This window comes from Streptomyces muensis, from assembly GCF_021474425.1.
GTDB classification, from domain to species: Bacteria; Actinomycetota; Actinomycetes; order Streptomycetales; family Streptomycetaceae; genus Streptomyces; species Streptomyces muensis.
This window is the reverse complement of sequence record NZ_JAKEIP010000356.1, coordinates 1-6,672: the sequence shown is the minus strand read 5'-3', so window position 1 is coordinate 6,672 and position 6,672 is coordinate 1. Positions and strand designations below refer to the sequence as shown.

At 73.3% G+C, this 6,672-nt stretch carries 4 protein-coding genes; all 4 read left to right on the top strand.

What is annotated here, in order from left to right:
* A partial coding sequence (locus L0P92_RS40625) for a serine/threonine kinase C-terminal domain-containing protein (RefSeq protein ID WP_505016558.1) occupies positions 1-979 on the top strand: 979 nt, incomplete at its 5' end.
* Between the two features lie 185 nt (positions 980-1,164).
* A complete protein-coding gene (locus L0P92_RS40620) occupies positions 1,165-3,690 on the top strand; it encodes a serine/threonine kinase C-terminal domain-containing protein (protein WP_234768159.1) in 2,526 nt (841 codons plus the stop codon).
* 162 nt (positions 3,691-3,852) lie between these two features.
* On the top strand, positions 3,853-5,544 hold the full coding sequence (locus L0P92_RS40615) for a serine/threonine-protein kinase (RefSeq protein ID WP_234768158.1): 1,692 nt from the start codon (positions 3,853-3,855) through the stop codon (positions 5,542-5,544).
* A gap of 105 nt (positions 5,545-5,649) precedes the next feature.
* A partial coding sequence (locus L0P92_RS40610) for a serine/threonine-protein kinase (protein ID WP_372497413.1) occupies positions 5,650-6,672 on the top strand: 1,023 nt, incomplete at its 3' end.

Here is a 6,672-nt window from a genome sequence, read left to right as displayed (position 1 = left end):
GGTGAGAGCCGGTGCCGGTTCAACTGCCGGGGCTGGGTCCGGTGCCGGTGACTCTGCCGGTGTCGGTGCCAGTGCCGGCGACTCTCCCGGTGCCGGTGCCGGTGCCGGTGCCGGTGAGCGGGATGCGGAGGCGGTGAAGGGGCAGGGCGGGGGCCGGAGTTCCGGGTGGCCTGTGATGACGCCGCCGGATCTGCCGCCGCGGCCGGTGCCCAGGGCGCCGCTCACCGATGTGGTGCCGAAGCGGACGCTGGTGATCATCGCGGTGGCCGTGGCGCTCGTCGTGCTCGGTGTGGTGCTGGCTCTCGTGTTCGGCGACGACGGTGACTCGAAGGCATCGGCGAACGGCGGCGGGGGCAAGACTTCCGCCGGGGCGAGCGCCAGTGCGGACACCAGGACGGACGAGAAGGACGGTACGCGGGCGGACGGCGAGAAGTCCGCCTCCGCGACGACCGGGTCGGGGTCCGGCGCGGGAGCGGAGACCGGGAAGACGCCGAGCGCGCAGGCGAGCGCGACCGGCGGGAGCGGCGGCGAGGCGGGGGGCGACAGCAAGGTCGCGTCGACCTACAAGGGGAGCCAGGGGTACTCGATCGGGCTGCCCGAGGGGTGGAAGTTCCAGTCCTCGGGGTCGGCGGGTGACCGGTTCACCGGGCCCGACGGGCAGAAGCTCCTCGTCGCCTGGACGTCCACGCCGAAGGGCGACCCGGTCACGGACTGGAAGAACCAGGAACAGGGCATGGTCCGCTCGCAGTACAAGCGGGTCCGCATAGAGGAGGTGAACTACCGCGGTTGGAACACGGCGGACTGGGAGTTCACCTATGTCGAGGGCGGGACGAAGTACCGGACGATCGACCGTGGATTCGTGGTGAACGACCATCTCGGACATGCGTTGATGTACACGGCGAAAGCTTCGAATTGGGACAGTGAGCTGCGCAAGGACGCGTGGAACACGCTGACGGAATCGTTCAAGCCGAAATCGTGAAGTGAGCGGAATTCGGTTTGGGCTCGCGACGGGCGGGATCGCGGCGTGAGATCCGGCAACCCCGCTTTGCGAGTTGCCTCCGGCACGTATCGTGAATGCTTGCGGACCGTACGCATTTGGTCGTGCGTCCGGAACGGGACGCAAGACGAACGGAATTGACCAACCGGGCGGCCGGGGGAGGCAACGTGGACGACTATGCGGGTCGGGTGCTCGCCGACCGCTACCGCCTGCCGCTGCCGCCCTCCGACGAGTACGAACTCACCGAGACCCGCGCCTTCGACACCTACAGCGGGCAGGAAGTCCTGGTCCGGCAGGTGCCGTTGCCGGAGGTCGTCGAGGCGGAGGTGCTGGACGCCGAGGGGCTGCCCGACGGATTCACGGCACGGGAGACGCGGGAGCGTGGATCGGGGCGGCGTTCGTCGTCCCGGGCCAGTACGCGTCGGCCCAGCGACCCCGCCGTGCGGCGGGCGGTCGAGGCGGCGCAGGCCGCGGCGCGGATCCCCGACCATCCGCGGCTCGACCAGGTCTTCGACGTGTTCGCCGAGGGCGGTTCGCTGTGGATAGTGAGCGAGTTCGTGGCCGCGCGCCCGCTGGCCGCGCTGCTCGCCGAGAAGCCACTGACGCCGTATCGGGCGGCCGAGGTCGCCTCCGACGTCCTCATGGCACTGCGGGTGCTGCACGCGCACGGCTGGGTCCACCGGAACATCACGGCCCGCACGGTGCTGGTCTGCGACGACGGCCGGGTGATGCTCACCGGGCTCGCGGTCGGGGCCGCTGAGGAGGCGCTGTGCGGGTACGACCCGGTGCCGGCCGAGGACGGCGACAGGGACGGGAGCGGGGACGCCGTGTCCGGGACGCCCGATGGCGGGCCCGGCGGCGCCGGGGCAGCCGTGCCTCCCGGCCCGCGCGCGGGTGAGTCGGCGATCGACGGCCCCGGAGCGGCCGGGGCCGACCCCGAGGCCGCTCGGCGTGCCGCCATCGAGGCGCGTGCGGCCGGAGCGCTGCCGGTGCCCGGGGCCGAGGCGTCGGGCGGGGCCCCGCGCGGTGCCCTCGAAACCGGCGGGGACATCAGGGCCGCGCGGGCCGGAGCAATCGCCGCGTACCGGGCGGGCGCCCGAGCCGCGGCCCGGGTGCAGGAGACGCAGCAGAACGGGCGCGCTGCGCTGCCCGGCGCCCGCCCGGCGCCCGAGAACGGCCCCGCCGCCCTGACCGACGGCGCGGCGCAGCAGCCGTACGGCACCGCCACGCCCCCGGGCCGGATCGCTGACCCGTACGGCGTACAGGCCCCCTCCTGGCCCGGCGCCGGTGGTCTTCCCGCGCAAGGGGCCCCCGGCGCCCCCGGCTCCTCCGCGCGAGGCGTGCCCGCAGAGGTCCCCGCGTCCCACCCCCCAGCCCGCTGGGACGACCTGGTGACCGGTGCCCCCGTTCGCCGTGGGCCCACGACCGCGCTCGCCGCGGAGCGGGCGCGGCAGGCTCGGATGGCTGTCGTCGGGCCGGTGACCGAGCGGTGGGCGCCGGAGCAGGCCGGGCCGGTGCACGAGAACTGGCAGCTCGCCGCGCCGATCGGGCCCGCGACCGATCTGTGGGCGCTCGGCGCGCTGCTCTTCCGGGCCGTGCAGGGGCATGCGCCGTATCCGGAGGAGTCGACGGCCGAGCTCGTGCAGATGGTGTGCGCGGAGCCGCCCGCCTTCGCCGAGGAGTGCGGGCCGCTCAGGCCGGTCGTGGAGTCGCTGCTGCGGCAGGACCCCACCGAGCGGCTCGACTTCGAGGAGCTGCGGGGCTGGCTGCGCTCGCTCGTGCGGTCCGCGCCGGAGCCGGAGGCCGGTACGCATGTCGTGGCCGCGCCACCGGTCGACCCCAACCGGCTGCCGATCGTGCGGCGCCGCGGCGAGCTGGTGCGCAGGCGGCGGGCCGGGCTGCCCGCGCATCACGGGCGGCACAAGCGGGCCAGGCGGGAGGTGGAGCACTCGCCGCGCAGGCTCGGGCGTACGTTGCTGGTGCTCGTCCTGCTCGGGATGGCCGCGGCCATCGCGTACGCCATGCTGTTCATGCCGAAGGCCGACCAGGGCGACGGCGCCCCGGCCGACGCCGGCCGCACCGGCGCCGCGGGCCAGGCCGGCGCCGCGGAACCCGAGCAGTCCGCTGAGGCGAGCAGTGAGCCGAGGCCCGAGCAGACCTCGCCGGGGTCCGGCAACGACCCGTCGGAGTCGGCCGGTTCGACCGAGACGCAGACCAACAGCCCCGACGATCCGGACGTCCCGGACGGCTTCACCCTGCGCAAGGACGAGGCCGGGTTCCGGATCGCCGTCGCCAACGGATGGAACCGCACCCCGGAGAACGGGCGTGGGCAGGTCGTGTACTCGCACGGCGACTTCGACCTGATCGTCGTGGCGGGCCGGGACACCGCGGACCGGTACGGCAGCGACCCGATGGTCTACCAGCGGGAACACGAGGGGGAGTTGCAGCCGTACCGTGACTCCAGCTGGGCCTCCTCGGGCGGGCTGAAGACCATTCAGGTCGGTGAGCGGGTCATGGCCGAGGGGCAGTTCACCTGGACCGACGACCAGGGGCGCGAGCTGTTCGTACGCAATGTCGCGATGCTGATCGACGGGCGGTACCACGTGGTGCAGGTGCGCGGGCCGGAGGCCGAGCGGGACGAGGTGACGCGGCTGTTCGAGCAGGCGTCGGCGACGTACCAGGTCACCGGATGATTGCGCCCGTGAACCCTGTGTGACGGCAGCTCCGGGTTGCTTCCCGGAGCTGAAAGCGACAACCATCACAGTGCGGTCTCCTTGGCACCCCCGTGGTTCCGGTCGCGTCGACCGGTCCTTAACCTGGCCCTGTCAAGAGCATTGCGGGGCAACGTGAATCAGATGCAGGGCCAGCTCGTTTCGGGCCGCTACCGGCTCGCCGACGCGATCGGCAGCGGCGGTATGGGGCGGGTGTGGCGTGCGCATGACGAGGTGCTGCACCGGGCCGTCGCGATCAAGGAGCTGACCGCAGCGCTCTACGTCTCCGAGAGCGACCAGGAGCGGCTGCTCGCCCGCACCCGCGCCGAGGCCCGCGCCGCCGCCCGTATCAACCACTCGGCCGTGGTCACCGTGCACGACGTGCTGGAGCACGACGGCCGGCCGTGGATCGTGATGGAGCTGGTCGAGGGCCACTCGCTGGCCGACGCGGTCAAGGAGCAGGGGCGCGTCGATCCGGCCGAGGCCGCCCGGATCGGCCTGTGGGTGCTGCGGGCGCTGCGCGCCGCCCACTCCGCCGGCGTCCTGCACCGCGACATCAAGCCCGGCAACGTCCTGCTCGCCGAGGACCGCCGCGTCCTTCTCACCGACTTCGGCATCGCCCAGATCGAGGGCGACACCACCATCACCCGCACCGGCGAGGTCGTCGGCTCGGTCGACTACCTCGCCCCCGAGCGCGTCCGCGGCCACGACCCCGGCCCCGCCTCCGACCTGTGGGCGCTCGGTGCGACCCTCTACACGGCCGTCGAGGGCCGCTCGCCGTTCCGCCGCACCTCCCCGCTGGGCACCATGCAGGCCGTCGTCGAGGAGGAGGCCACCGAACCGCAGCACGCCGGCCCGCTCGCACCCGTGATCAGCGCCCTGCTGCGCAAGGATCCGGCCACCCGGCCCGACGCCGCCGAGGCCGAGCAGATGCTGGCCGAGGCGGCCGAGGGACGGCGGCCGAACGCGGCACAGGCCTACGTGCCGACCCGGCACACCCACACCCGCTACGAGCCGGAGCCGCGCACGGGGCCGACCTACGGCGGGGGAACCGCGTCGACCGGGGCCGTCACCGCCGCGTCGACCGGCACGCCGTACCCGCCGACGGGGCGCCCGACGGCGATCGGCGGACCGTACGACACCGCGGGCACCGGTACCGGCATGGGCGGCAGCGGCACCGCGTCCGGCCGGCCGCCCAGGCGCCGTCGTAGGCTGCGTACGCTCGCCCTCGTCGTCGCGCTCGCCGCGATCGTCGGCGGCGGCACCGCCGTGGTGCTCCAGAAATCGGGGCCGCAGGGCGACACGTCGCTGTCGACCACGCCCGACCCCACGGCGAGCGAGTCGCCGAACCCCGACGACCCCTCCTCCTGGGTCCCCTACAACGACCCCCTGGGCTTCACCCTCCACCTGCCCAAGGGCTGGAAGCGCGAGGTGGTCGGCAAGGAGGTCGACGGCCTCCAGCAGGTCGACTACACACCCGACGGCGGCGAGCACTTCGTCCGTATCGCCGTCGACACCTCGCCCGACTTCGCGAACGCCTACGACCACCAGCGCGACCTCGACCAGCAGCTGAAGCGGAAGCTGGTCGACTACGAGACGGTGTCCCTGAAGCGGGACCTCTACCGCGACCGCGAGGGCTCCCTGTGGGAGTACACGTGGACGGCGCTGGCCAAGGACACGCCCTTCCCCGGGCCGCGCCGGGCCATCGACCAGGCGTACATCGACCGGGACGGCACGGAGTACGCGATCTACATGTCCGCGCCCGAGTCGGACTGGGCGACCACGCGCAAGCAGTTCACGGCGGTGCTGCAACGCTGGCAGACGAACGGATCCTGAGCGTCCGGAGGACCGTCGAGCGGCTTTTGAAACCCTTTGCTCCTTTGCAGAGTTGGCCGATCGGCGCCCCGGAGTCGATCCATCCGGTGCTGCATGATGGGGCGCATGGGGACCGAGGGAGCCAACTTCCGTGTGATCGCGGGGCGTTACCGCCTCGAGGCGCAGCTCGGTCGCGGCGGCATGGGCGTCGTGTGGCGGGCGACCGACCAGTTGCTCGGACGGCAGGTGGCCGTCAAGGAACTCCCCCTCGACGAGAGCCTCTCCGCGGCCGAGGCCCGGCGCCAGCGCGAGCGCACGCTGCGCGAGGCCCAGGCGGTGGCACAGCTGAGCCATCCGCACGTCATCGTCGTCCACGACATCCTGGAGGACGGCGAACGCCCGTACATCGTCATGGAGCTGGTCGACGGCGACTCCCTGGCCGACCGGATCGCGGCGCGCGGGCCCGTCGACGCCCGCGAGGCCGCCCGGATCGGCGTCGACCTGCTGAGCGCGCTGCGCACGGCCCATGCAGCCGGGGTCCTGCACCGGGACATCACACCGGCCAACGTGCTCATCGAGAACGGCACCGACCGGGTCGTCCTCACCGACTTCGGTATCGCCCAGGTCCCGGGCACCTCCACGCTCACCGAGTCCGGGTCCTTCGTCGGCTCGCCCGAGTACACCGCGCCCGAGCGGATGTCCGGCTCCAGGACCGGTCCCGCCGCCGACCTGTGGTCGGTGGGTGCGCTGCTGTGCGCGGCCCTGAGCGGCGAATCGCCGTTCCGGCGCGACTCGTTGAGCGGCATCGTGCTCGCCGTGGTGTCCGACGACATACGTCCGCCCGCACAGGCGGCGCCGATCCTGGCCGTCGTGGCGGGGCTGCTGGAACGGGACCCCGGGCTGCGGCTGGACGCGGCGGGGGCCGAGCGGATGCTGCGGGAGTTCCTGGAGACGGGAAGCGTCCCGGGGGGTGTCCCGGGGAGTGTTCCCGTGCCGAAACGGTTCAGCAGTGCGGGGCGCTCGTACTCGCCGCGCAGTGTTCTGGCCACCGTGGTGCTGGTCGCCGCGATGGCGGTGGCGGGGGTGTCGGCGGCGGCGTCGGGTTGGGGGTCCTCGGACAGGTGGTGGGCGGGGTGGGGGGCCGTGCGG